At 74.9% G+C, this 24,154-nt stretch carries 18 protein-coding genes and 1 riboswitch; of the genes, 4 read left to right on the forward strand and 14 right to left on the reverse strand.

What is annotated here, in order from left to right; all coding sequences use genetic code 11:
- Window positions 1-109: 109 nt before the first annotated feature.
- From eno to ACFSJS_RS23740, 4 genes are all read right to left on the reverse strand, one after another.
- Window positions 110-1,399: a phosphopyruvate hydratase gene (gene eno / locus ACFSJS_RS23725; RefSeq protein WP_380903722.1), complete on the reverse strand. Its 1,290-nt coding sequence runs from the start codon at window positions 1,397-1,399 to the stop codon at window positions 110-112.
- Window positions 1,400-1,623: 224 nt separating this feature from the next.
- Window positions 1,624-2,379, reverse strand: a complete 756-nt coding sequence (locus ACFSJS_RS23730; RefSeq protein WP_380903724.1) for a transglycosylase family protein — start codon at window positions 2,377-2,379, stop codon at window positions 1,624-1,626.
- Window positions 2,380-2,382: 3 nt separating this feature from the next.
- Window positions 2,383-2,579, reverse strand: a riboswitch (cyclic di-AMP (ydaO/yuaA leader).
- Between the two features lie 232 nt (window positions 2,580-2,811).
- Complete coding sequence (locus ACFSJS_RS23735) at window positions 2,812-3,783, reverse strand: transglycosylase family protein (protein ID WP_380903726.1); 972 nt, start codon at window positions 3,781-3,783, stop codon at window positions 2,812-2,814.
- Window positions 3,784-3,998: 215 nt separating this feature from the next.
- Entirely contained in the window at window positions 3,999-5,216 is a 1,218-nt protein-coding gene (locus tag ACFSJS_RS23740) for a cytochrome P450 family protein (protein WP_380903765.1), read from the reverse strand.
- A gap of 206 nt (window positions 5,217-5,422) precedes the next feature.
- Between ACFSJS_RS23740 and ACFSJS_RS23745 the strand changes: the two genes are divergently transcribed.
- On the forward strand, window positions 5,423-5,848 hold the full coding sequence (locus ACFSJS_RS23745) for a DUF4190 domain-containing protein (protein ID WP_380903728.1): 426 nt from the start codon (window positions 5,423-5,425) through the stop codon (window positions 5,846-5,848).
- A gap of 33 nt (window positions 5,849-5,881) precedes the next feature.
- On the opposite strand, the gene ACFSJS_RS23750 is transcribed toward ACFSJS_RS23745, so the two are convergent.
- Entirely contained in the window at window positions 5,882-7,366 is a 1,485-nt protein-coding gene (locus ACFSJS_RS23750; protein ID WP_380903730.1) for an MFS transporter, read from the reverse strand.
- A 217-nt stretch (window positions 7,367-7,583) separates the two neighbouring features.
- Here ACFSJS_RS23750 and ACFSJS_RS23755 point away from each other — a divergent pair, with 217 nt between their 5' ends.
- Both ACFSJS_RS23755 and ACFSJS_RS23760 read left to right on the forward strand, forming a co-directional pair.
- Window positions 7,584-8,198, forward strand: coding sequence for a VanZ family protein (locus ACFSJS_RS23755; protein WP_380903732.1), 615 nt, complete (start codon window positions 7,584-7,586; stop codon window positions 8,196-8,198).
- A gap of 195 nt (window positions 8,199-8,393) precedes the next feature.
- Window positions 8,394-8,825, forward strand: coding sequence for a DUF4190 domain-containing protein (locus ACFSJS_RS23760; protein ID WP_380903734.1), 432 nt, complete (start codon window positions 8,394-8,396; stop codon window positions 8,823-8,825).
- A gap of 454 nt (window positions 8,826-9,279) precedes the next feature.
- On the opposite strand, the gene ACFSJS_RS23765 is transcribed toward ACFSJS_RS23760, so the two are convergent.
- From ACFSJS_RS23765 to ACFSJS_RS23775, 3 genes are all read right to left on the reverse strand, one after another.
- Window positions 9,280-9,642 (reverse strand): DUF6479 family protein, encoded by a 363-nt coding sequence (locus tag ACFSJS_RS23765; protein WP_380903736.1) that lies wholly within the window; start codon window positions 9,640-9,642, stop codon window positions 9,280-9,282.
- A gap of 28 nt (window positions 9,643-9,670) precedes the next feature.
- Window positions 9,671-10,681 (reverse strand): nucleoside triphosphate pyrophosphohydrolase, encoded by a 1,011-nt coding sequence (locus tag ACFSJS_RS23770; RefSeq protein ID WP_380903738.1) that lies wholly within the window; start codon window positions 10,679-10,681, stop codon window positions 9,671-9,673.
- Between the two features lie 126 nt (window positions 10,682-10,807).
- Window positions 10,808-11,458, reverse strand: coding sequence for a SurA N-terminal domain-containing protein (locus ACFSJS_RS23775; RefSeq protein ID WP_380903740.1), 651 nt, complete (start codon window positions 11,456-11,458; stop codon window positions 10,808-10,810).
- A gap of 314 nt (window positions 11,459-11,772) precedes the next feature.
- Between ACFSJS_RS23775 and ACFSJS_RS23780 the strand changes: the two genes are divergently transcribed.
- Window positions 11,773-12,927: an acyltransferase gene (locus ACFSJS_RS23780; protein WP_380903742.1), complete on the forward strand. Its 1,155-nt coding sequence runs from the start codon at window positions 11,773-11,775 to the stop codon at window positions 12,925-12,927.
- Window positions 12,928-13,057: 130 nt separating this feature from the next.
- Here the strand turns inward: ACFSJS_RS23780 and ACFSJS_RS23785 are convergent, their stop codons facing one another.
- From ACFSJS_RS23785 to mfd, 6 genes are all read right to left on the reverse strand, one after another.
- Window positions 13,058-14,536, reverse strand: coding sequence for a polysialyltransferase family glycosyltransferase (locus tag ACFSJS_RS23785; RefSeq protein ID WP_380903744.1), 1,479 nt, complete (start codon window positions 14,534-14,536; stop codon window positions 13,058-13,060).
- Between the two features lies 1 nt (window position 14,537).
- The gene (locus tag ACFSJS_RS23790) at window positions 14,538-15,530 is read right to left on the reverse strand and encodes a glycosyltransferase family 2 protein (RefSeq protein WP_380903746.1); all 993 of its coding nucleotides are present in this window, start codon (window positions 15,528-15,530) and stop codon (window positions 14,538-14,540) included.
- A 235-nt stretch (window positions 15,531-15,765) separates the two neighbouring features.
- The gene (locus tag ACFSJS_RS23795) at window positions 15,766-17,799 is read right to left on the reverse strand and encodes a CocE/NonD family hydrolase (protein WP_380903748.1); all 2,034 of its coding nucleotides are present in this window, start codon (window positions 17,797-17,799) and stop codon (window positions 15,766-15,768) included.
- An 8-nt stretch (window positions 17,800-17,807) separates the two neighbouring features.
- Entirely contained in the window at window positions 17,808-19,082 is a 1,275-nt protein-coding gene (locus ACFSJS_RS23800) for an ATP-grasp domain-containing protein (protein ID WP_380903750.1), read from the reverse strand.
- A 212-nt stretch (window positions 19,083-19,294) separates the two neighbouring features.
- A complete protein-coding gene (locus ACFSJS_RS23805; RefSeq protein WP_380903752.1) occupies window positions 19,295-20,278 on the reverse strand; it encodes an aldo/keto reductase in 984 nt (327 codons plus the stop codon).
- Between the two features lie 138 nt (window positions 20,279-20,416).
- Entirely contained in the window at window positions 20,417-23,959 is a 3,543-nt protein-coding gene (gene mfd, locus ACFSJS_RS23810; RefSeq protein WP_380903754.1) for a transcription-repair coupling factor, read from the reverse strand.
- Window positions 23,960-24,154 lie beyond the last annotated feature (195 nt).

Consider the following 24,154-nt stretch of genomic DNA (forward strand, 5'->3'; position numbering starts at 1 on the left):
TCGCCGTTCCGCGCGGCCCGTCGTGCCGCAGCGTCCCCCGCCACCGTACGGGACGGCGGCGGGGGACGCTGCGGCGGCGCTCGGTGGAGCGGCCGGTCCTACCGGCGGCTCACCGGCCGGCGGGGCGGAACCGCGGGAAGGCGGAGCGGCCGGCGTAGACCGCGGCGTCGTCGAGGATCTCCTCGATGCGCAGCAGCTGGTTGTACTTGGCGACGCGCTCGGAGCGGGCCGGGGCACCGGTCTTGATCTGGCCGCAGTTGGTGGCGACGGCCAGGTCGGCGATGGTGACGTCCTCGGTCTCGCCGGAGCGGTGGGACATCATGCACTTGAAGCCGTTGCGCTGGGCCAGCTCGACGGCGTCCAGGGTCTCGGTCAGGGAGCCGATCTGGTTGACCTTGACCAGCAGGGCGTTGCCGGCGCCCTCCTCGATGCCGCGGGCCAGCCGCTCGGGGTTGGTGACGAACAGGTCGTCGCCGACGAGCTGGACCTTGTCGCCGAGCTCGGCGGTGATGGCCTTCCAGCCCTCCCAGTCCTCCTCGTTCAGCGGGTCCTCGATGGAGACCAGCGGGTACGCCTCGACCAGCTCGGCGTAGTAGGAGATCATCTCGGCGGCGGTGCGCTCCTGGCCCTCGAAGACGTAGCGGCCGTCCTTGTGGAACTCGGTGGCGGCGACGTCCAGGGCGAGGGCGATGTCCTGGCCGGGGGTGTAGCCGGCCTGCCTGACGGCCTCCAGGATCAGGTCGAGGGCCTCGCGGTTGGAGCCCAGGTCCGGGGCGAAGCCGCCCTCGTCGCCCAGGCCGGTGGAGAGACCGCGCTCCTTCAGCACCTTCTTGAGGGTGTGGTAGACCTCGGTGCCCCAGCGCAGGGCCTCGGAGAAGGACTCCGCGCCGATGGGGGCGATCATGAACTCCTGGATGTCGACGTTGGAGTCCGCGTGGGCGCCGCCGTTGAGGATGTTCATCATCGGCACCGGCAGCAGGTGCGCGTTCGGGCCGCCGAGGTAGCGGAAGAGCGGCAGGTCCGAGGCCTCGGAGGCGGCGTGGGCGACGGCCAGCGAGACGCCCAGGATGGCGTTGGCGCCGAGCGAGGACTTGTCCGGGGTGGCGTCCAGGTCGAACATCGCCTGGTCGATCAGGCGCTGCTCGGTGGCGTCGTAGCCGACCAGCTCCGGGCCGATCTGCTCGATCACGGCGAGGACGGCCTTCTCGACGCCCTTGCCGCCGTAGCGGCTCTTGTCCCCGTCGCGCAGCTCGATGGCCTCGAAGGCGCCGGTCGAGGCACCGGACGGGACGGCGGCACGACCGGTGCTGCCGTCGTCGAGGCCGACCTCGACCTCGACCGTGGGGTTGCCTCGCGAGTCGAGGATCTCGCGGGCCACTACGACGTCGATGGACGGCACGAGGGTCTCCTTCGTGTGTGTCGGGCATGTGTGTGAGGTCTCAGTGCCCTGAGCCTATCCGGCCCGTGCGCGCCCCCCTGCCGACAGCCCGTGCCATACGGCGGAACGGTGGATGAAATCGCAGCTCAGAGGGGATTGAAGGATTTTGTTTCCATGTTGAATAAACCCGGTGCGGCGCGCCTTCCCCCGAAGGGGGCGGCGTGCCGCACCGGGACGTGGCGGGATCAGACCCTGAGCTGCTGACCGGGGAAGATCAGGTTGGGGTCGTCGCCGACGACGTCCCTGTTCTCCTCGTACACCTGCTGCCAGGTGGTGCCGTGGGCGGCGGCGATGGCGCGGAGCGTGTCGCCGGACCGCACCGTGTAGGTGCCCCCGGCCTCCTCGGTGCTCCCGTCCTTCCCGGCGGTGGCCCCGTCCTTCCCGGCGGTGGTCCCGGCGTTCCCGGCGGACTCGGCGTTCCCGGCGGCACCGGCCCTCTCGGCGCCCGCGGCCTGCTGCGCGTCGGGCCGCGACTGCTCCTGCGCCCGGGGCCGCCGGGCGGGGGGGTGCGAACGGGATTCCTGCTGCCCGGACCGCTCCCCGGCGCCGCCGGGGTCCACGTCCGCCGCCGGCCCGCCGGCGGTGAGGCCGCCCTCGTCCGCGCAGGCCCAGGCGCGCGGGCCCTGCAGGGCCAGCAGGCGCTCGGCCACCGCGATCTGCTGCTCCCTGGTGGCCAGGTCCGCGCGCGGCGCGTACCGGGTGCCGCCGGCGGCCTCCCAGCTGGACTGCGAGAACTGCAGCCCGCCGTAGTAGCCGTTCCCGGTGTTGATCGACCAGTTGCCGCCGGACTCGCACCGGGCCACCCGCTCCCAGGTGTCCACGGGGGCCGCCGAAGCTCCCGGCGCGCCCGCCACCGGGGCGGCGATGGCGGCGCCCGTCAGGGCGGCGGCGCGGACGGCTCGGACGGTACGACTGTCGTGACCCTTGCCAGTGAACAGCATCGACGTCCCTCTCACCGACGCCTGCGAGGTGAGCTGTCGGGTTCGGGCAGTGAGCAACCCGGCCGCGGGGACGCGGTGTCCCGTGCGGCTTCACCCCAAGCCGCCGCTTTCCGTGCGCACGGTCGCTTCCGTGTGCGCGGTCCGCGGCGGCGCCTACCTGGTTCCCCCGCTCCTGCCATCGGCGCTGGCGCGACGACTACCCCACCGGCCGCCGGCAGGATTCGGCGCTGCGGTCGGTGGCACTCGCGGTCGCGAGCGAGACGACGGTAAACACACCGGGGCACACACCTCAAAGCACGTCAGATCCCAACCAAGAGGGCATGTTGCTCCAATAGTGATGAATCACCGCAGGTCAGGCGAGTGACGTTAGGCCCGGCGGGAGGGACACGCCGTGGTACGCCGGGTGGGTCATCCGGCGGCACCCTTTCGGGTTCAGCCGAGGCTGAGTTCCTGGCCCGGCAGGATCAGGTCCGGATCCTCGCCCACCACCTCGCGGTTGTTCTCGTACAGCTCGCTCCAGCCGCCCTCGACCTCGTGCCGGAGGGAGATCGACACCAGCGAGTCGCCGGGCTGCACCCGGTACTCCGGCTCCGGTACGCCGAGTTCCAGGCCGCCCGCGAAGCCCGCGCGCGCGGAGCGGTCGGTGCGCCGCTCCTCCGCGGAGCGCTCCTCCTGCGCGGTCCCGCGGCCGTCCTCCCGGCCGTCCTCCGCCTGCCGCCGCTCCTGTTCCAGCTCGCCCGGGTCGCGCTCGCCGCGGTGCCTGCCGGTGCCCTCGCGGGGGGCGCCGCCGGTCTCCTCGGCCCGGCCGGCCCCGGCGGACGCCCCGTCATCCGCCGCGTCCGCACCGCCGTCCGCACCGCCGTCCGCGCCGGCACCGTCCGCTCCGGAGCCTCCGGCGGCCCCGTCCCCGCCGCTCCCGGCGCCGTCCGCGGGGCCCTCCGCACCGGCGCCGTCCGCGGGTTCCTCCGCGCCGGACCCGTCCTCGCCGGCCCCGGCCGCGGGCTTCTCCGTGCCGGAGCCGTCCGCGGCGCCGGAGCCGTCCGACGGGGCGTCGCGGACGTCGCCTCCGGGAGGCAGCAGGAGGCCCGGGTCGATGGCGGGCGCCTCGCCGGTGGTGTCGTGGCGCAGCCCGGCGTTGATGCCGCAGGAGGGCCAGGCGTCCGGCCCCTGGTCGGCGAGGATCTTCTCGGCGACCGCGATCTGCTGGCTGCGGCTGGCGAGGTCGGGGCGCTCCGCGTAGGCGGTGCCGCCGTACTGCTCCCAGGTCTCCTGGGTGAGTTGGAGGCCGCCGTAGTAGCCGTTGCCGGTGTCGGCGCTCCACAGCCCGCCGCTCTCGCACTGCGCGACCTTGTCCCAGGTGTCGAGGTCGGCCGCCTGTGCGCCCGACGCCCCGAGCAGGGGCATCGCGATTCCCGCGCCGGTCACGCCGGCGGTGACGAAGATGGCGGGAGCCTGGCGGGGGCGGCGGTGTCTACCGTTCCCGGAGAGCATGTGTGGGGCCTCTCGTGCGTGGGGAGCCAACAGGGTTGAGCAGTTGACGGCTGAAGGTAGCGCCCCGGTACGATCATCACAAGCCAGTGTCACGCAGATCACGCTCAGGTCACACAGGTGACTGCGCGTCACCTGGGCACCGGTTCGAACTCCACCGGGAGTTCCCGCAGCCCCCGCATGATGAGGCCGCCGCGCCACCGCAGTTCGGCCGGATCGGCCGCGAGCCGCAGGTCGGGCAGGCGTCCCAGCAGGGACGACAGAGCCGTCCGCCCCTCCAGCCGGGCCAGCGGCGCGCCCAGGCAGTAGTGGATGCCGTGGCCGTAGCCGAGGTGGGGGTTGTCACGGCGCGTGAGGTCGAGCGTGTCGGGGTCGCCGAACCTGTCGGGGTCGCGGTCGGCGGCGGCCAGCACCACCAGCACCGGCTCGCCGGTCCCGATCCGCTGCCCGCCGATCGTCAGCGGCTCGGTGGCGAACCGCCAGGTCGCCAGTTCCACCGGGCCGTCGTAGCGCAGCAGTTCCTCCACCGCCGTCCGCAGCAGCCCGGTGTCCCCCGCGGCCAGCGCGTCCTGCAGGAGCCGCCGCTGCCCGGGGTTGCGCAGCAGCGCGTAGGTGCCGTTGCCGATGAGGTTGACGGTGGTCTCGAAGCCGGCGAACAGGAGGATGAAGGCCATCGCGGCGGCCTCGTTCTCCGTGAGGTGCTCGCCGTGGTCGCTCGCCCGGATCAGCCCGGAGATCAGGTCGTCGCCCAGGTCGCCGCGTTTGCGGTGGATCAGGTCGGCCAGGTAGGCGCGCATCCGCTTGACCGCCCGGCCCACCCCGCCGCGCGGCCCGCCGCCGTGGCGGATCATCATGCCCGCCCAGTCGCGGAAGTCGTCCTGGTCCTCGGCCGGCACGCCGAGCATGTCGCAGATGGCGTAGATGGGCAGCGGGAACGCGAACTCGTGGATCAGGTCGGCCCGGCCGCGCCCCGCGAAGCCGTCGATCAGCCGGTCGGCCAGCTCCCGCACGCGCGGTTCGAAGGCCGCCACCCGGCGCGGCGTGAACGCCGTGGAGACCAGCCGCCGCAGCCGGGTGTGGTCGGGCGGGTCGATGTTGAGCAGGTGCGTCATCAGGTTGGCGCTGCGCTCGCCCGGGATGCCCACCTTGCCCTTGCCGTGCGCGGCCTCGCTGTGGTGGAGGGGGTTCTTGCTCAGCCGCGGGTCGGCCAGCGTCTCGCGGGCGTCGGCGTACCGCGTCACCAGCCACGCCTCCACCCCGCTGGGCAGCACGGTCCGGTGCACGGGCGCGTGCTCGCGCAGCCAGGCGTACGCCGGATAGGGGTCGGCGGCGAAGGCGTGGGTGAACAGGGCGGGCGGGGACGCGGCGGGCGGGGACGGTGGCTTGCCGGCGTCCTCCCCGCGGGATCCCCCGGTGGTTCTCTCGTCGTGCACACCCCGACGCTAACGCGGCCCCTGTCCGGCCGGCGGACGCCCCCGGGACGCGCCGGTTGGCGCACCGCGCCGCGGGTACCGCAGGGCGGTGGAAGCGGCGAACCGCCCGGAAGGAGGTCACCGTGCCCTCGTCCTCCCACCCGCCCCCGCCGGACCGGAGCCCCCGCCCCCCGCAGGGCCCGGGCCCCTGCGGTCCCGTGCCGCGGCCCCGCGACGGGATGGGGATCGCCGCCCTGGTCCTCGGGCTGAGTGCCCTGGTGCTGTTCTGGACCGTCCTGCCCGGCGTGGTGCTGGGCGTGCCGGCGGTGGTGTTCGGCCTCGTCGGCCACCGCAGGGCCGCGCGGGGCGAGGCGGGCAACGGCCGGATGGCCCTCACCGGCGCGGTCACCGGACTCGTCGGCCTGGTGCTCTCCGCCGCCCTGGTCGCCGCGTCGCCGGCCTTCCTCGGCTCCGACGCGGTGGACGACTTCCGCGCCTGTCTGCGCGACGCCTCCGATTCCACCGAGCGCGGCCGGTGCGTGGAGGAGTTCCGCGACCGGCTCTGGTGAGGGCCGCGCCGCTCGCCCCGGGCCTCCGCCCGGTCACCGTGCGGGGGCCCGGGGCGAGCGGCGGCCCTCTCCCGGCAGCGTCAGCAGGATCAGCAGCAGGCAGCCCGCCAGGACGGCCGAACCGGTGCGGAAGGCCAGGGCGTAGCCGGGGGCGAGGGCCTCGGGGGCGTCGCCGGTGATGCGGCCGGCCGCCACCGTGGACAGCACCGCCAGGCCCAGGGAGCCGCCCATGGTCCGGGAGGTGTTCACCATCGCCGAGACCACGCCCGCGTCCCGGTAGGGGGCGCCGGAGGTGGCCAGGGAGGCCAGCGGGGTGGCCAGCAGCCCGGTGCCGAGCATCGCCGTGGCGCCGGGTCCCAGGACGGTGCCCGCGTAGGAGCCGTCCGCCCCCATGGCCAGCCCGTACCAGAGGAAGCCGGCCGCCGACAGCGCCACGCCCGTCAGCGCGGTGCTCCTGGCGCCCAGCAGGTGCATCAGCCGGGGGGCGAGCTTGGAGCCGGCGACGACGGACAGCGAGAGGGGCAGGAAGCCCAGACCCGCCTGGAGGGGCGTGAGCAGCAGGACGTTCTGCATGTACAGGGAGACGAAGTACCAGGAGGAGACCAGTGCGGCGCCGCAGACGAACATCGCCGCGTTGGCGGCCGGCACCGACGGCAGCCGGAAGAGCCGCAGCGGCATCAGCGGCGCCCCGGCCCGGGCCTCGACCGCGATGAAGAGGCCCAGCAGCGCCACCCCGCCCAGCAGCGGCACCAGGGCCGCCGCCTCCCCCCAGCCGGCCGCCTCCGTCTGCACGATGCCGTACGCCAGCGTGCCGAGCCCGGCCGTGACCAGCACCGCGCCGGGCACGTCCATCCTCCCGCCCCTCTCGGCGGGGGTGCCGCCGTCCGCGCCGGGGGCGGTGCGGTCGTCGCCCAGCCGGAGCACCGCCACGAGGAGGACGAGCACCCCGATGGGCACGTTGACCAGCAGCACCCAGCGCCAGGAGAGCAGGTCGGTGAGGACCCCGCCGACGAAGCCGCCCGCCGCGCCGCCGCCCGCGCCCACCGCCGTCCAGGTGCCGATGGCGCGGGCGCGGGCCGGTCCCTCGGGGACGGAGGTGGTGAGCAGGGTCAGGGTGGAGGGCGCCAGGACGGCCGCCCCCACGCCCTGCACGGCCCGTGCGGTGAGGAGCTGCCAGGGCTCCGCGGCCAGGCCGCCCGCGAGGCTGGCGGCGGTGAACAGGCCGAGTCCGGCCAGGAAGACCCGCTTGCGCCCGAAGACGTCCCCGGCCCGGCCGCCCAGCAGCATGAAGCCGGCGAAGGTCAGCGTGTAGGTGTTGACGACCCACTGGAGCTGCGCGGCGTCCATGCCCAGGCCGGTGCGCATGGCGGGCAGCGCCACGTTGACCACGGAGACGTCGAGCACCACGAGGAACTGCCCGGCGCACGCGGCGAGGACCACCAGCCAGGTGGAGCGGGTCCGGCCCGCCGCGTCGGTCCCTCGGGCCTGGGTGTCGGCGTCAGCCGGGTGCTCGACCATGACGCCATGCTAGGGAACCTCCCGGCGCGGAAGGCGCCGCGGACGGCCGGTTCGGCGGGGCGAAGGGCGGGGCGCGGGGCGGTGGCCCCGGTCGCCGCGGGCGCGGGACGCGGCGGTCTCCTTCCGCATGCGTCCCCTCACCCCGGGTATCCGACGTCCGCGGTGCGGGCGGCGCACCGCCCGCACCGCGGACGGACACGACCTGGGGGTGGACCGGATGAGGCGCGGTCTCCTGTCGAGGGGCACCGGGAGGACGGGTGCCGGTACCGGAGCGGGCGGCACCGGAGCGGGCGGGAGGGACGCGGCGGTGCGCGAGGGGCCGCCCGCGCCCCGCTCGCCGGTGGTGCGGTTCCTGGTGATGGCGGCGGCCCTGGCCGCGACGGTGCTCTTCGCCGTCGTCCTCGCCCGGCTGACCCTGACCCCCTCCCACGCCTCGGAGGCCCTGACCCACAGCAACCTGCGTCCGGGCGCCTCCATCCGCGCCTACCTCGACCAGCCCGCGTTCCGCGACACCGTCAAGCAGCTGGGCGGCAACATCGCGCTGGGCGTGCCCTTCGGCGTGCTGCTGCCCGTCGCCCTGCCCCGCACCCGGGGACTGCTGCGGGTGGTGCTGCTGACCGCGGCGGTGATGGCCGCGGTGGAACTGGTGCAGGGGTTCGTCGTCCCGGGCCGCGCCTTCGACGTCGACGACGTCATCCTCAACACCACCGGCGCCCTCCTGGGCTACCTGCTGCTCGGCCGCCGGCTGGGCCGCGCCGTCCACCCGCCCCGCCGCCGGCGGTGGGGCCGCCGGGCGGACCGGGGCCGTGCCGCGGGGACCGGGGACACCTGAGTCCCGCCGTTTCGGCACGCCGCGCCCGGGCACCCGCTGGACACGGCAACTCCCCCGGCGCGGGCGCGGGTTGCCGGTCCGGGCGGTGCGGAAGAGAGCGTGGTTCCGCACCGCTGCCCCGTGCGGGCGGACGGGACGGGACGTGGGCCGGCCGGCCCGCCGGCCCGCCGCCCGCCCGACCGAAAGGACGTCCCGGTGTCTTCGCATCCTCCGCAGTACGACCCTTCCGGCGCCCACGGCCCGGGCGCCGTCCCGTCGGGCCCCGCCGCCGGCGGGCGGCCGCCGCGCAACGGGCTGGGCATCACCGCCCTCGTGCTCGGTGTGGCGGCCCTGCTGCTGTTCTGGACCCTCGTCGGCGGCATCGTGCTGGGCCTGGCCGCGATCGCGCTCGGCATCGCCGGCCGCCGGCGCGCGAAGCGGGGCGAGGCGACCAACGGCGGGATGGCGCTGGCGGGGGCCGTGGTGGGCGCCCTGGGGCTGGTGGCGTCCGTGGTCGTCATCGCCGCGGGGGTCTCGTTCCTCAACTCCGAGGAGTTCGGGAACTTCGAGGAGTGCGTGAACAAGGCCGGCACCGCGGCCGAGCGCGAGCAGTGCGAGCGCGACTTCAACCGGGACCTCGAGGGCTGAGGCCCGGCCCCCGGCCCGGATCCGCGGGACGCCCCGCCGTGCCCGTCCCCGCACGGCGGGGCGTCCCGCGGATCCGGGCGGCGGCGCTCCCGGGGCACGGCCGGGCCGGGGAGGGGGGCCGGGCCGGCCGGCGGATCTCCGGGGAGGCGGGGGATCCCGTCAAGGGATGTCCGGCGCCCCGGCGGCGGGGACGTGCGCGGCGGGGGCGGTGTCGGCGGGCTGCCCGCTCGGGGACGGGGCGGTGGCCGGCAGGCCGGCCGCTCACGGGGACGCCGGAGGCGGCGAGGGCGTCCCGGCCGGTGCCGCCAGCCGGGAGGAGCCGGGCCGCGGTCCGGCGGCCGGAGGGCACGCGGTGTGCCCCCGCGGCCGCCGCGGGGACGGCCGTGGGGGCACGGACCGGCCGCCCCGCGCCCCGGGTTCGACGGTGCCGGGCGCGGGACGGGGGCGGACCGGCTCAGGTGTGGCCGGGGCCGCCGGAGCCGAAGCCGCCGCTGCTGCCCGGGTCCCAGGTGCGCCGGTCGTCGGGTCCGACCGGGTGGGTGTCGTCGTGCTCCTGGAGCTCGTGGGGGTACCGGCGCCGGCCGTCGGTGGGGATGGCGTCGTCGTCGCGGACGCCGTCCTCGTAGCCGATCGGCTTCTCGGGATGCGGGGAGGCCGTGGAGACCCCCTCATCGCCCCGCCTGAGCAGACGCAGCCCGTACACCACGGCCAGGACCAGCAGACTCGCGACCAGGAGCCCGGCGACGAGCGGTCCGATGCCGATCGCCAGGTCGGAGGCCGCCAGGGGAATGTGCTCCGCTGCGTGGATGCCGTTCATGGTCTTCGGGTACCCCCCTCCGGGCCGCTCACTCGGCCCGGCGCACCGGCTCCGCGCCGCGGGCGGCGGCCTCGGCGGCGCGGATGGCGTCGCGGTAGGCGCGCGCCGCGGCCCGCAGCGCCGTCTCCGGGTCGGTGCCCTCCGCCTCGGCCCGGGCGGCCAGGGCCAGCAGTTCGCGGCCGACGCCCTCCCCCGCGGGCGGCACGTCGATGCCCGCGGTGCGGGCCCGGCCGGCCAGCTTCGCGGCCAGGGCGAGGGCCGGCTGCCCCAGCGGGACGCCCTCGGTCACCGACTCCCGCCGCTTCTCCGCCGCCTTGGTGCGCAGCCAGTGGGCCTTGACCTCCTCGGGGGTCTCGGCGGTCTCGTCGCCGAAGACGTGGGGGTGGCGGTGGATCAGCTTCTCCACGATCGTGCCGGCCACGTCGTCGACGGAGAACGGCTCGTCGGGGTCCTCCTCGGCGATCCGGGCGTGGAAGACCACCTGGAGCAGGACGTCGCCCAGCTCCTCGCGCAGGGCCTCGCGGTCGCCCTCCTCGATGGCCTCCGCCAGCTCGTAGACCTCCTCGATGCCGTACTTCACCAGGTCCTCGCTGGTGCGCGTCCCGCTCCAGGGGCACTCGGCGCGGATGCGGTCCATGACCCGCACCAGGTCCAGCAGGCGGGCGCCGGGCAGGTCGTAGGAGCCGGGGAGGAGCTCCAGCTCCGGCATCGCGCCGCGGCCGGAGCCGGCGAGCCGGGCGAGCCCGTCGGTCAGCTCGGGCTCGCCCTCGGCGCCCGCGACCACCACCACCGTGCGGCCGCCGTCCGCGCACAGGTCCACCAGTTCGCGGGCCGCGGGGCGGGCGGTCTCCACCGTGACGCCCGCCTCGCGCAGGTACGGCAGCTGCGGGTGGTCCGGGTCGGCGCACAGCACGCGGTCGGCGGTGCGCAGCGCCTGCCAGGCGGGCCAGGACAGCAGTCCGGGCGCGACGCGGTGGCTGGTGGTGAGCAGGACGATGCGGCCGGTGGCGGGGGCCGGGGCGGCGGGAGAAGCGTTCACGCTCCGAACGTAACCGATGGGCGCGGAGCGCCGTGCGGGCGCCGTGCGGGCGGCTCCGCACCGGCGCCCCGCCCCCATCGGGTGCGCCCCCGGGGCGCCGGGAGCCGGTGCGGGCCGGCCCCGGCGTCAGGCGGGCTGCTGCGGCCCGGGGCCGGAGACGTTCCTGATCCACGGCTCCTCGCTGTCGATCAGGGTGATCTGCCGGTCGTCCCAGGCGCCGTAGCGCGGGTTGATCGTCACGTCCATCGCGCGGGACGCCTCGGCCAGCGCCTCGGTCATGGTCTGCTGGCCCTGGGGCGTCCGCAGGTCGGCGCCCAGCCTCTCGGCCAGCTTCTGGACGAGGACCTGGGCGCGCACCGCCTCGTCGATCTCCCCGGGGGCGACGGCCCGCTGCTGGAGCATCATCCGCTCCAGCTGCTCGGCGCCGCCGGCGTTCTGCTCGGCCCGCGCCCGCGCCCGCTGGACGTCGCGCCGGGTGACCTCCACCCCGGCGTCCTCGGCGGCCCTCTCCAGGACCCGCTGGAAGACGAGGGTGCTGAGGGTCCCGCGGGTGAGCTGCCCGGTGTTCCTGATCAGCTCGGCGCTCTGCTCGTCCCCGTCCTGGGCGCTCCGCACCGCCCGTACCTGCGCCTGCACCTGGGAGACCGTGATCCGCTCGCCGCCGACGACGGCCGCCGCCCCGGGGTGGGCTTCGCTGCCGCAGGCGGTCAGCAGCGGCGCCCCGACGAGCAGCGCTGCCGCGGCGGAGAGGGAGAGCGAGGTCCTGCGGCGGAACATAGAGCCTCCTGAGTGCGGCGGTGGAACGGATGGTGTGGACGGTGCGGGGGGAACACCTGTGCATGGCCGTCCCGGCGGTGATCGATGCTAGGCAGTCCGCGTGGCTCCCACCACCGTTTCGGCGCTGTTTCGGCAAACGAGGGGGCGGGGCCGGAGGATGCGGCGGGACCGGGGACCGGGCCGGAACCACCGGAGGCGGTGGGGCCGCAGGGCCGCAGGGCCGCGGGGGCCGCCGGAGGCGGCGGCACGGCGGGGCCCGGCAGTGTTCGCCCCTCGTTCCCGTTCCGTACACCCCGATGCCCAAGAGTTGCCCCGTGTCCAACGAAACAGCCGTGCACGTCCCGGAGAGCGGTCCCGGTCTCGGCCCGGGCTCCGGGCGAAACGATCCTCCGGCGCCACCCTCCGCGCCGTCCGCCGCTGCGCAGACCCGGTCCCCCCGGCAGGAGAAGCCCCGGGAGCACCGGTACGACATCGACCTGATGCGGCTCGTCTGCTCCTTCGCGGTGATCCTCGGCCACATCGGCGGCGAGTTCCTCGCCGCCGTGGGGCGCGAGGAGGCGAACGGGCCCGGCGTGTACTGGACCGGACACGTCGTGGAGGCCCTCAACCCGTTCGCGGTGCCCATGTACTTCGCCATAGCCGGCTGGGCCGTCCTGGTCGGGGCGCCGCCGGGCGACAGCCGCCGGATGTGGCGCCGGCTCGTGCGCAACACGCTGCCGCTGCTGGTGTGGACGGTCCTCTACCTGCTCTGGGGCCGGCTGTGGGGCACCAACGACGGCCCCGTGTCCCGGCTCGCGGTGGAGGCCCTCTTCGGCTCGGTGCGGCCCGCGTACCACCTGTGGTTCATGTACGCCTACGTCCCCCTCGTCGTCGCGCTGGCCTTCGTGGTGCTGCTGCGGGCCGGGAAGCGGCCGTGGGGGCTGGGCGCGGTGCTGCTGGTGCTCGCCTGCGCGCCGAGCCTGACCGGGGACGTGGAGCGGTGGACCGGCTGGGACGTGCCGTACTTCGGCTGGGGCTTCGGCGTCTACCAGCTGATGTACGCGGTGGTCGGCGCGTTCCTGTTCACGCTCCCCGCCGGCGTGCCCGCCCGGCGGCGGTGGGTGTGGGCGGTGCCGGTCGTGCTGTCGATGGCCGGGGTGTTCTGGTACCACACGCAGGTCCACTACGCGATCCCGAACGCGCACCTCCTGGTCGCCGTGATGACCGGCGGCCTGCTGCTGGCGCTCAACCGGGTGCGGGTGCCCGAGCGGTGGCGCCCGCTGGTGGGGAAGCTGTCCGGCGCCTCGCTGGGGGCCTACATGGTGCACGTGATGGTGATCTCGGTGCTGGTGGAGCCGGCGGTGGCGGCCGACCTGTCCTGGCCGGCGGCGAGCGCGCTGTTCCTGGTGCTGCTGGCCGCGACGGTCGCGGTCTCGTTCGCCGCCAGCCTGCTGTGGGGGCGGCTGGGACTGCGCAAGTACCTGGGCTAGCCGGTGCGCGGGCGCCGCGCACCGCACCCCCGCCCCGCGGCGGGGCCGGACCACGGCCCCGGCCCCGCCGCGGCCTTCCGGCCCGCTCCCCCGGCCCCTTCCCGGGCCGGGGGCGCGGGCCGCGCCGTCCCTACCTGCCGCGCCCGCGGGCGGCGGCCCGCTTGACCCGGCGCGCGGCGCGCAGCGCGGTGTCGCTGCCCGGCAGCCGGCGGACCAGGCCGGGGGTCAGCCCGCCGGGGAGCCCCAGCGCGGTCAGCCGGCGCCGCTTGAAGTAGCGGGCGGTGTCCTCGCCGAAGGAGGCGTTCAGCCACGCCTCGGCCTCGGCGCGCAGACCGGGGTACCGGTCGGCCTGCATGCAGTAGCCGACGGTCCTCACCAGCGGCTCGATCCTGCGCACCGCCTCCGGGGAGTCGGTGACCACCGCGCCGCGCGGCTCCTCCGCGTCCGCCCCTCCGCCCTCCGGCGCCTCCAGGGCGGGCACGAGGGCGTCGACGATGGTCAGCGGGATGCGGTTGCTGTTCTGGTAGGGGGTCAGCCGGTCCAGCAGCGGTTCGGTGCCCACCCGCGCGATGGGCACCCCGTACAGGGCGGACGCGGTGAGCATCGCGGTGGAGAAGCAGCCCACCACCAGCTGCGGGCGGCAGCGGCGGAAGACGGTCTCGGCCAGCATCGGCCGGTCGAGCACCACCAGCCGCACCCCGGTGTCGGCGGCGGCCTTGTCCAGCACCTTCGAGTACCGCGCGGGCGCGGTGGGGTGGGGCTTGAAGAGGACGCAGCGGTGCCCGGCGGCGGCGGCGCCGCGCAGCATCCGCTCGTGCAGGGCCTCCTCCTCGTCCACGGTGAGGATGCCCAGGGCGGCCAGGTACTGGCCCAGCAGCACGGCGGTGGGCGCGCCCTCCCCGTCCGGCCCGGTCAGGCCGTCCCCGTCGCCGTCCGCCGGGGAGGCGTCGTCGAGTTCGTCCAGGACCGCCCGGAAGACGTCGTTGGGCACCAGCTCGGCCGGCACGCCGTACTCGGTGAGCAGCAGCGGCTTCAGACCGGGCACGAGGTCGAGGTGGAGCAGACGCTGGATGCGGCAGGCGGTGGTCTGCGGCAGCTTCTCGCGGGTGGGGCCGTAGCTCATCAGGCCGTCGGCGTAGACGTGGACGGAGGCGTCGGCGAAGACGGTGGCCAGCGCCCTGGCCGGGCTGACGTGGACGGACTCCACCACCAGGTCGATCGGCCCGTCGCCCAGCTCCCAGCTCGCGCGGAGCATCCGCTCCCACAGCGGGGCGTCGCCCCCCGCCGGGTTCCAGGTGCTGGGGTGGTGGGGGCGGATGGTGTCGTTCCAGTCCACCACGCGGTCGAAGCGGGCGGCCAGCCGGTGCCAGCCGCGCATCCCGTCCAGCCGGGAGGCCGTCTCGGGGATCTCGGCGTTGTTGGAGACCAGCAGCACGCGCAGGACGCCGCTCCGGGGCCCGAACAGGCCGGCGTCCAGGGCGGCGGCGAGCGTGGCGGCGCCGTAGAGGGTGGAGACCTCGAAGAGCTGGACGCGAGTGCGTCCGCCGGGCCCGCCGGCGGCCGGGGGGCCCGGGTTCTCGCGGGCGGTCGTCCTCACCGTGTCGGGCATCTCAGGCAGCCTTCCGTGCCGCCGCGCCCAGCAGCCGCCGGAGCGTCCTGGCGCGTTCGTGGTCCATGGAGCGCAGGGTGTCCTCCAGCACCCCGCGCGGCATCCGGCGCAGCGCCGCGGCCGACTCGTGCTTCAGCCGCCGCGCGGCGGAGGGCTCGTAGCGGTGCGCCCCGGCCGCGTGGAAGGCGATCATGGCGCAGTAGGTCCGCACGATCTTGGGCAGGAAGCGCTCGGCTTCCCGGTCGGCGGCGACCTCGGCCAGGATCAGGTCGTGGGCCGGTATGAAGTCCAGCTGCCGGGCGTCGCGGATCTGGGTCAGGGAGGTGGCCACCCCGCGCCGGTAGAAGATCCCGAGCAGGCCGACGGTGGCGAACGTCTTGGCCCGCAGGTGGAGCTGCCAGGTGAAGACCCGGTCCTCGGCGGTGCGCAGGTGGGTGACGAACCGCATCCCTGCCCCGTCCGACGGTCCCGCGGCGGTGTCGAACAGCTCGCGGCGGTAGATCCCGGCCCAGACGAAGGGGTAGTCGACCATCGTCTCCATCTCGGGCGGCGCGATGGCGTCCCGGGTCTCCAGCACGGCGTCCCGCCGCCGTGCGGGCGCCCGCTTGATCCGGCGGTCGCGCCCGGTGCACTGCACGTGGTCGGTGCGGACGAAGTCGCAGCCCAGCTCCTCGATGGAGCGCACCAGGTCGTCCAGGTGGCCGGGGGCGTACCAGTCGTCGCCGTCCAGGAAGGTCAGGTAGTCGCCCTCGGCGGCCTCGATGCCGGTGTTGCGGGCCTGGGCGATGCCCCGGTTCTCCTCGTGCCGCAGCAGCCTGGCGCGCGGCAGGTCGCGGACCGCCCGGTCGAGGATCTCCGAGGTGGCGTCCGTGGAGCAGTCGTCGACCAGGATGAACTCCGTCCCCGGCCGCGCGTTGGCCGCGAGGCTGCGCAGGGTGTCCTGCGCGTAGTCCTGGACGTTGTGGAAGGGGACGATGACTGAGAGCTTCGGCACGTGGTTTCCAGACGCTACGGACAGGTCGGCGGACCGGGCGGACCGCGGGGCCACGGCCGGTCTGCGGTGGAGGGTAGCCCCGCGACGATCACCGCGGGCGCCCTGCGGGGGACGCGCGGGTGAACTCTGGGCGTACGGTCGGTGGCACCGGAAGGGCGGGACGGGGGCCCCGGGCGGGCGCCCGGCGCGGCGGTGGGCCCGCGCGGCGGCGCGGGCCCACCGGGGTGCCGGTCCGTCAGACCAGGTCGCGGGGGAGCCGCTCGTTCCACGTGCGGGAGAACACCCGGTCCCCGCCCTCGTAGCCGTCCAGTGTCGCGTGCACCGCGAACTCCTCCCCGGTGCACCGCAGGACCGTGCGGGTCACGGTCCGGACGCTCCAGTCGCCGCGGGTGAACTCCATGGTCCACTCCGACTCGCCCCGTGCCGAGGTGAAGTCGTCGGCCACCGACTCGTAGCGCTCGTAGGCGCGGCGGCGGGCGTCCAGGCCGATGTCCTCGAAGCGGACCGTCCCGCCGTCCTTGACGATCTCCAGCGCCGACCGGTAGCCGATCAGGTCGCGGGAGACCTCCCAGCGCTGCTCGGGCGCGGCGAGCTGGGAGGTGCGGATCGGCTCGGCGCCCTCCGGCTCGCCGAACGGCGCCCCGGTCACCCCGTCCGGCTCGGTCGTCGGCCGCACCGGCAGCGTCAGGGTGCTGGCGGGCACGTACACCGTCGTCAGCACCGGCCGCGGCGGCGGCCAGGCCAGCGGCCAGTACGACGTCGACAGCGACAGCCGGATGCGGTGGCCGGCCGGGAACGCCTGCGCCACACCGTTGAGCTGCACCGTCGCCCGGTAGCGGCGGCCCGGCACCAGCGGCTCGGGCTCGTCCCCGCCGGCCCGGGTGAGGTTGAGCAGCCCGTAGGTGACGCGGGTGGCGCGGCCGTCGGGGGCCACGTCCGACAGCCGGGCGGCCACCATCGCCACCGGCTCGCTCACCGACAGCTCCAGTTCCACGGTGGGGGCGCCCAGGATCTCCACCCGCTCGGTCAGCGGCTCGGTCTCGAAGACCAGGGAGCCGCCGTCCTCCTCGCGCTGGTCGTAGGGCAGGTCCGGCGGGGCGTTGTAGGAGGCCCACTTCCCGGCGAACTGGCCGACCGACAGCGGCGACTGCACCGTCAGCTCCTCCTCCCGCGCCATCCCCTCCCCCCGCTCGCCCGGGGTGCCGATCCGGTGCCGGCCCAGCGGGTGCACCACGGGGGTGACGTGCGGCGACGGCCAGGAGGGCTCGCCCACCCAGCGGCCGGGCCGCTCCTCGTAGGAGGTGGACGGCGGGACGCTCTCCTGCATCCACGCCCGCAGCATCGGCCCGTCCATCACCCCGTTGTCGGCGCCCTTGAGCCAGTGGTCCCACCAGCGCACCACCTCCTGGAGGTAGCCGATGGCCGGGCCCGGCTCCCCCAGGTGCGGGTACTTGTGCGACCAGGGGCCCACCAGGCCCCTGCGGGGCACGTCCAGGTGCTCCAGCAGGCGCGTGACGGCGTTGGAGTAGCCGTCGGCCCAGCCGCTGGAGGCCAGCACCGGCACCTGGACGGCCGTGTAGTCCTCGCAGACCGAGGCGTGCCGCCAGTAGGCGTCGCGCCGCTGGTGGCGCAGCCACTCCAGGACCCACGGCCGGGTGTTCTCCAGCCGCTCCAGCCACATCGCCCGCCAGCGCTCGCCGACCAGCGCGGGGTCGGGCGGGCAGGTGCCGTAGGCGAACATCGTGCCCGCCTCGGCCAGGTTGTCCGACAGCAGGCAGCCGCCCATGTAGTGCATGTCGTCGGCGTACCGGTCGTCGGTGAAGGAGGAGATGACGATCGCCTTCAGGCTCGGCGGGCGGCGGGCGGCGACCTGGAGGGCCGCGAAGGCCCCCCAGGAGATGCCCATCATCCCCGTGCTCCCGTCGCACCACGGCTGCTCGGCCAGCCAGGCCAGCACGTCCTCGGCGTCGGTCTGCTCCACCTCCAGGTACTCGTCGCGCAGCACCCCCTCGGAGTCGCCGGTGCCGCGCAGGTCCACGCGCACGCAGGCGTAGCCGTGCCCGGCGATGTAGGGGTGGTGGACGGAGTCGCGCACCGAGGTCAGGTCGCGCCTGCGGTAGGGGATGTACTCCAGCACCGCGGGCACCGGCTCGGTGTCGGAGGAGACCGGCCGCCAGATCCGGGCCGCCAGGTGGATCCCGCCGGAGACCGGGATGCGGACGTACTCCTCCTCCTTGACGGCGTGCGGAAGGTTCGTCACATGGCGCACGGCGGACCTCACTCCCCGGCGAACTCGAACGGCAGCATGGCCACGCAGCGGTCGTACTTCGCGCGCATCTCCTCCTCGCTGCCGGCGCCGGTGAAGATGTGCGCCAGCTCGAAGCTGTAGCTGTCCTGGCCCGGCAGGTCGGAGAGCCGCTGCCCCTCACGGGCCTGGACCGTGACCCGCACGCCGGGGATCTCCCGCTCGACGCGCTCGACCTCCTCGGGGGTGGGCACCCGCCGCACCAGGCCGTCGGTGAACTGCCGGAGGTACCACTTGGCGGCCACCTCGTAGGGGCCGCGGCGGTAGGGCAGTTCCGGGTCGCGGCCCAGGGCCAGGCTGAGCATGCAGTGGTGGTTGGGGACGCCGTCGACGAACTCGAACAGCTCGGCGTGCGACTGCGAGTGCCGCGGGTTGATCTCCAGCAGGCTGATCTCGTCCCTGGCGGCGTCGTAGAAGTACTCGATGCTGAAGGTCGCCCAGTCCATGCCGATCTGCTCGATCACGCGCTTCGAGACGTCCTTCAGCCGCAGCACCACCGGGTCGGGCAGCGCCGCGGGGTACTGGTGGCGCAGGAAGCAGGAGGTGTCGGGGTAGTTGATGGAGTCCAGCACCCCGTAGACGGTGACCTCGCCGTCGTGCACGTAGCCCTCGACGGCGGCCTGGACGCCCGACAGGGACTCCTCGGCCAGGCACGCCCGGCCGCCCGCCTCGGCGACCTCCGGCGGCAGGTCGAGGCGCTCCATGACGAACTCGAAGGGCTTGCCGATCCGGGAGACGCCCTTGCGTATCTCGGCGACCGCGCCGGCGAACTCCTCCTCGTCCTTCACGCCGAAGGCCAGTTCGGAGGAGTAGGACTTGACGGGCTTGAGCCACATCGGGAACCGCAGCCCTTCGGGCGGCCTGGGGTCGCCCTCCAGGTCCACCAGCGCGAAGCGCGGGTGCTCGTCGACGACCTTCCGCTGCTCCAGCCGACTCCAGTACTTGTGCTCGCACTTGACCACCGACTCCAGGCTGGTGGCGCGCGTCCCGTAGCGCTCGGCCAGGATCGGCACCAGCGTGCTGACGGGGAAGTCCCAGTAGCCGACGATGGCGTCGATGCTGCCGTCGAAGGCGTCCAGCTCCTTCTCCGCCGTGGCCAGCAGGTCGGCCACCGGGATCTCGCCGTGCTGGAGTTCCTCGACGCTCAGCAGGGGGTGGAAGCGGTACTCCGCCGCGTGCGGCACCGCGCGCAGGGTCCGCAGGTTCTCCTCGTCCAGTCCGATGACGAACACGTTCTTCCGGGTCACGACGTCTCCTCGTGTCGGTTGTCCACGAGTCGTCCCGGCTACCCACGGGCGCGAGTGACCATTCACGCACATGGGGTAAGGGCGGCAAAGGGGATCGATCGGCCGGACCGGGGACGCGGCGGGAACGTGCCGGGAACGCGGCGGGGGGCCGGTCCGGCGCGGCGCGCGCACCGGACCGGCCCCCGTGCCTTCCGGCGGCCGTCCCCGCTCCCCTACCAGCGGTGGTGGACCTGGGCCCGGATCCGCCGGTCGTACAGCTCCTCCACCGCGCGCAGCGTCTCCGGCGGCAGCGGCGCCAGGTCCGCCGCGGCGGCGTTCGCCCGCGCCTGCTCCGGATTGCGCGCGCCGGGGATCACCGACGTCACACCCGGCTGCTGGATGATCCACCGCAGCGCCGTCTGGGCCGCGGTGGCGCCCTCGGGCGCCAGCCCGGCGAACTCCGCGGCGGCCTCCAGGCCGGTGGCGTAGTCCACGCCGGAGAACGTCTCGCCCTGGTCGAACGCCTCACCGCGCCGGTTGAAGGTGCGGTGGTCGTCGGGGGAGAACACCGTCTCGCGGGTGTAGCGGCCCGACAGCAGGCCCGACGCCAGCGGCACCCGCGCGATGATGCCCACCCCGGCCCTCGCCGCCGCCGGCAGCACTTCCTGGAGCGGCTTGAGGCGGAACGGGTTCAGGATGATCTGCACGCTCGCCACGCCCGGACGCGCGATCGCCTCCAGCGCCTCGGCGCAGGTCTCCACGCTCACCGCGTACGCCGCGATCCGCCCCTCGGACACCAGCGTGTCCAGCGCGTCGAACACCTCGTCGGAGGAGTACACCGGCGTCGGCGGGCAGTGCAGCTGCACCAGGTCCAGCGTCTCCACGCCCAGGTTGGTGCGGGAGCGGTCCGTCCACGCCCGGAAGTTCTCCAGGGTGTAGTGCTCGGGGCGCTGCTCCACCCGGCGGCCCATCTTCGTCGCCACGAACACGTCGGCGTCGCCGCGCTCCCTCAGGAACCGGCCGATCAGCTGCTCGCTGCGGCCGTCCCCGTACACGTCCGCGGTGTCGAAGAACGTCACTCCCGACTCCACCGCCGCGTCCAGCACCGCCAGGGCGTCCTCCTCGCGCACCTGGCCCCAGTCGGCACCCAGCTGCCAGGTGCCCAGCCCCACGACGGACACCTCGCGGCCCGTCCTGCCCAGTACTCGCTGTTCCATGGCCCGATCCTACGGGCGGGCCGGTCCGGGGCACCGGACCGGCCCTTCCACATCGAGGCAGGTCACGCCCTACGGGATCGCTCCCACGGGCACGCGCCCGCTCACCGCCCGGCGCCCCGCCCGCAGCGCGTGGCGCGCTCAGCCCAGCACCGAGGTGAGGAACTCCCCCGTCCAGGCCAGCAGTTCGCGCCCCACCACCGGCTTCCCGCCGATCCGGGCCGTCGTCGGACGCGGCACCAGCACCTGGCGCGACGACGCCTTCACCACCGACCGCGGGTACAGCCGCTTCAGCCGCAGCTCCTGCGACTCCCGCAGCTCCACCGGCGCGAACCGGACGTTCGAGCCCTGGAGCGTGATGTCGGTGACGCCGAACGACCGGGCCAGCATCCGCAGCCCCGCCACCAGCAGCAGGTTCTCCACCGGCTCCGGCAGCGGGCCGTAGCGGTCGGTCAGCTCCTCGCGGACCGCCGCGATGTCCTCCTCCGAGTTCGCCGACGCGATCGACCGGTACGCCTGCAGCCGCAGCCGCTCCCCCGGCGCGTAGTCGTGCGGCACGTGGGCGTCCACCGGAAGCTCGACCTTCACCTCCAGCGGGGGCTCCTCCGCCGCCTCGCCGCCGGACTCCAGGGCCGCCCGGTAGTCGGCCACCGCCTCGCCGACCATCCGCACGTACAGGTCGAAGCCCACGCCCGCGATGTGGCCGGACTGCTCCCCGCCCAGCAGGTTGCCCGCCCCGCGGATCTCCAGGTCCTTCATCGCCACGTACATGCCCGCGCCCATCTCCGTGTGCTGCGCGATCGTCGCCAGCCGCTCGTGCGCGGTCTCCGTCAGCGGCTTCTCGGGCGGGTACAGGAAGTAGGCGTAGCCCCGCTCCCGGCCCCGGCCCACCCGGCCGCGCAGCTGGTGCAGCTGGGAGAGGCCGAAGGTGTCGCCCCGCTCCACGATCAGCGTGTTGGCGTTGGAGATGTCGATGCCCGACTCCACGATCGTCGTGGAGACCAGCACGTCGAACTTCTTCTCCCAGAAGTCCACCACCACCTGCTCCAGCGCCGCCTCCGACATCTGGCCGTGCGCCGTGGCGATCCGCGCCTCCGGGACGATCTGCCGCAGCCGGGCCGCCGCCCGGTCGATGGACTCCACCCGGTTGTGGATGTAGAACACCTGGCCCTCGCGCAGCAGCTCGCGGCGGATCGCCGCGCCGATCTGCCGCTCCTCGTACGGGCCGACGAACGTCAGCACCGGGTGCCGCTCCTCCGGCGGCGTGGTGATCGTCGACATCTCCCGGATGCCGGTCACCGCCATCTCCAGGGTGCGCGGGATCGGCGTCGCCGACATCGTCAGCACGTCCACGTTCGCCCGCAGCTTCTTCAGCTGCTCCTTGTGCTCCACGCCGAAGCGCTGCTCCTCGTCCACGATCACCAGGCCGAGGTCCTTGAACTTCGTCTCGGACGAGAACAGCCGGTGGGTGCCGATGACGACGTCCACGCTGCCGTCCCGCAGCCCCTCCAGCACCGCCTTCGCCTCGGTGTCCGTCTGGAACCGCGACAGCGCCCGCACCCTCACCGGGAACTGCGCGTACCGCTCCGAGAACGTCCCGAAGTGCTGCTGCACCAGCAGCGTCGTCGGCACCAGCACGGCCACCTGCTTGCCGTCCTGCACCGCCTTGAACGCCGCCCGCACCGCGATCTCCGTCTTGCCGTAGCCGACGTCGCCGCAGACCAGCCGGTCCATCGGCACCGACTTCTCCATGTCCGCCTTGACCTCGGCGATCGTGGTGAGCTGGTCCGGCGTCTCGGCGTACGGGAAGGCGTCCTCCAGCTCCCGCTGCCAGGGGGTGTCCGGCGCGAAGGCGTGCCCCGGCGCCGCCATCCGCGCCGAGTACAGCTTGATCAGGTCGGCGGCGATCTCCTTGACCGCCTTCCTGGCCCGCGCCTTGGTCTTCGTCCAGTCCGCGCCGCCCAGCCGGTGCAGCGACGGCTGCTCGCCGCCCACGTACTTGGTGATCTGCTCCAGCTGGTCCGTCGGCACGAACAGCCGGTCCCCCGGCTGCCCCCGCTTCGCCGGGGCGTACTCCACCACCAGGTACTCGCGCGTCGCGCCCTGCACCGTGCGCTGCACCATCTCCACGTACCGGCCCACACCGTGCTGCTCGTGCACGATGTAGTCGCCCGCCTGGAGGGTCAGCGGGTCGATCGTCTTCCGCCGGCGCGCCGGCATCCGCCCCAGGTCCCGGCTGGCCGCGCGCTGGCCGGTCAGGTCCGTCTCCGTGAGCACCGCCAGCTTCAGCCCCGGATCGACGAAGCCGCTCTCCACCGCCCCGCACGACACGTGCACCACCGACGGCGCGATCCCGTCCAGCTCCGGCACCAGCCGCGCCGCGATCCCCTCGCCGCCCAGCACCTCCACCGTGCGGGCCGCCGGGCCGTGCCCCTCGGTCAGGTACACGCACCGCCAGCCGTCCGACAGCCACCCCTTGGTGTCCGCCAGCGCCCGCACCGTGTCGCCCCGGTAGCTCTCCGGGGCCCGCATCCCCAGCGTCAGCGAGTCCCCGTCCAGCTCCAGGTCCGCGGCGAACGGGCTCACCGACCACCACATCATCCCCAGCTCGCGCGCCCGGTCCCGCACGTCGGCCAGCGACCGCAGCGACGCCGCCGCCACGTCGATCGGTGCCTCGCCCCCGCCCGCCGACACCGCCCACGACGCCTGCAGGAACTCCTGCGAGGTGGCCACCAGGTCCGCCGCCCGGGTGCGCACCCGCTCCGGGTCGCACACCACCGCCATGCTCCCCGCCGGCAGCACGTCCAGCAGCAGCTCCATGTCGTCCACCAGGACCGGGGCGAGGGACTCCATGCCCTCCACCGCGATGCCCTCGGCGATCTTCCCCAGCAGCTCCTCCAGCTCCGGGTGCTCCCGGGCCAGCTCCGCCGCCCGCGCCCGCACTTCGTCCGTCAGCAGCAGCTCGCGGCACGGCGGAGCCCACAGGCCGTGCTCGGCCACCTCCAGCGACCGCTGGTCGGCGACCTTGAAGTAGCGGATCTCCTCGACCTCGTCGCCCCAGAACTCCACCCGCAGCGGGTGCTCCTCGGTCGGCGGGAAGACGTCCAGGATGCCGCCGCGGACGGCGAACTCCCCGCGCTTCTCCACCAGCTCCACCCGGGTGTACGCGGCGGCCCCCAGCGCGTCCACCACGGCGCCCAGCTCCGCCTGCCGCCCCGCGCGCAGGCTCACCGGCTCCAGGTCCCCCAACCCCTTGACCTGCGGCTGGAGCACCGACCGCACCGGAGCGACCACCACGCTCACCGGGCCCGCCGACGGGTCGTCCGCCCGGGGGTGGGCCAGCCGCCGCAGCACCGCCAGGCGCCGCCCCACCGTGTCCGAGCGCGGCGACAGCCGCTCGTGCGGCAGCGTCTCCCACGAGGGGTACTCCACCACCGCGTCCTCGTGCCCCGACGGCATCAGCGACCGCAGCGCCGCCGCCAGGTCCTCCGCCTCGCGCCCCGTCGCCGTCACCGCCAGCACCGGGCGCCCCGCCGACCGCGCCAGCGCCGCCACCGTGAACGGGCGCGCCGCCGGCGGCCCGACCAGGTCCACCTCGTGCCGGTTGCCGTCGGCAGCGGCACGCACCGCCTCGGTCAGCGCAGGATCGGTTACGACCGCATCAAGAAGACCGGTGAGACTCATGTGGTGGCGTTCCATCCCGAAAGCCGGACGACACAGGCAGGCGACTGCCCCGGACAACACGAACGACCCGACACGCCGCGCGGGCCGGGGGTTCCAGCCTACGACGCCCGCGGCCACCCCGCGGCCCCGGCGGCGCGGACCCGGCGGCCGTCCGCCGGGCGCGGCGGCGGCCCGGGCCGGCGGGCGGTCGGCGCC

The sequence above is a fragment of the Streptomyces desertarenae genome (genome assembly GCF_042681365.1).
GTDB lineage: Bacteria > Actinomycetota > Actinomycetes > Streptomycetales > Streptomycetaceae > Streptomyces > Streptomyces desertarenae.